This window comes from Protofrankia sp. Cj3, assembly GCF_917627355.1.
Lineage (GTDB): Bacteria > Actinomycetota > Actinomycetes > Frankiales > Frankiaceae > Protofrankia.
Genome location: NZ_CAKJTR010000213.1, coordinates 2,171 through 3,697 on the forward strand (window position 1 = coordinate 2,171; position 1,527 = coordinate 3,697).

At 65.9% G+C, this 1,527-nt stretch carries 1 protein-coding gene; it reads right to left on the reverse strand.

Annotated elements, in window-relative coordinates:
- Nucleotides 1-935, reverse strand: a 935-nt coding sequence (locus tag MJ783_RS20415) for an aromatic ring-hydroxylating dioxygenase subunit alpha (RefSeq protein WP_239312784.1), incomplete at its 3' end; no start/stop codon positions are given.
- Nucleotides 936-1,527: the final 592 nt, after the last annotated feature.

Below are 1,527 nucleotides of genomic sequence, written 5' to 3' on the forward strand. Positions count from 1 at the left end.
TGCCTGTCGTGCCTGTCGGGCATCAGCGGCAGACCGTCCAGCCTGAAGCGCTCCTGCAGGGCGATGTCCTCAGCCAGGATGGCCTGCTCGAAGCGGGCGGCGTCGGCGAGGCGCTCCTGGTCCCCGCCGAGATCGTCGCGCAGCAGGCGGGTGTAGACGCGGGTCGACCCGGTGTCCTCTGGCTGCAGGCAGAAGAAGATCGTGTTGGTGACGCCGGCATCGGGATACTCGAGCACCAGGCGCAGCTGGAACGGCGGGCTGTACACATACGTTGACCGGCGGCGCTGGATCAGTGGCCGCAGACCGGCCGCGACACCCGGGTCCTCGGGGTTGGCGACGGTTTGGTTCAGGTGCGCCCGGAATCCGTTGCCGTCAGGAGTGACCTTGTACGGGGGGACAGTTGTCTCCTCGCCCGCGCCGATCGTGTCAGCGTGGACAAACGGGAGATGCGCGGTGTCGAGGAAGTTGTCGGCGAGCAGGCCGGCGCATGACGACGTCTGCACCACCTCCAGCCACACCGAGTCGAAGGCGTGGTCGTCGGCTTCCGGCAGGTCGATAATGTCCGCGAACGGCTCCTCGGGCGCAAGCCAGACCAGCCCGTGGCGTTCGGCGGCACCCCAGGCAGGGGTGGCGCGGGCCCGTTTGGGCGCGGGCACGCCCGGCCCGAGCGCGGGTACGGCCGCGCATTCCCCGGAGGCGACGAAACGCCAGCCGTGGTACCCGCAGACAAGTTCGGGACCGTCCACACGGCCGGCCGAAAGCGGTGCCAGGCGATGCGGGCACCGGTCGGCGAAGGCAACCACACGGTCGTCGAGCCGGGCTATCGCCCAGGGCTCACCGAGCAGGCGGATCGGTACTGGTTCGTCGCCGACCTCGGATGACAGGGCAACCGGATGCCAGCCGCGTCGAAGAGAGGGATCTGTGTTTGTCAGCAACTGCGGAACGTCAACCACCTCCAGGAGCAGGGGCCGTCGGATGACGGGCGCGGATGACAGGTCAGATTGCGTTCAGTGAAACGCATGCTTCGATTATGGCGCGTCAACCCTGTTGATGTTTTTACTGCACATCCCGTACGTGACGCAAGGTGACGGTGATGGAAATCTCAGGTGAGTTGGCATCAATGGACCCGAAGTGACGGTGGTCCCTTTTCACGGAATTTTCAGCGGGTTGTGGGCGTGCCGGATATGGCCGGTGCGGGCAGGCGGCGTTCATTTCAGGTGAATAGATTGCCGGCCAGCCGCTGTCCGCTCGCATCCGCCCCGGTCGGGCACAAACACCGAAGATACATCCCGTCGCCGATGGTGAACATGCGCGTAACCTCGCGGCTCTATCGTCGGTGGGCATGTGGGTTGCGCGCGGCCGATCGTCATCCCTGTCACTCTCCCTGTCTCGTGGTCTCGCCGCCGCGCGGCGCCCCGAGGGCCGAAGATGGGTTGATCATGAATCGTCCGCGGGAAACCCGACCGGGTGTGTCACATGATTGTGGCAGTCCCTCATCAGGCCACCGATCAGGCCACTGATCAGAGC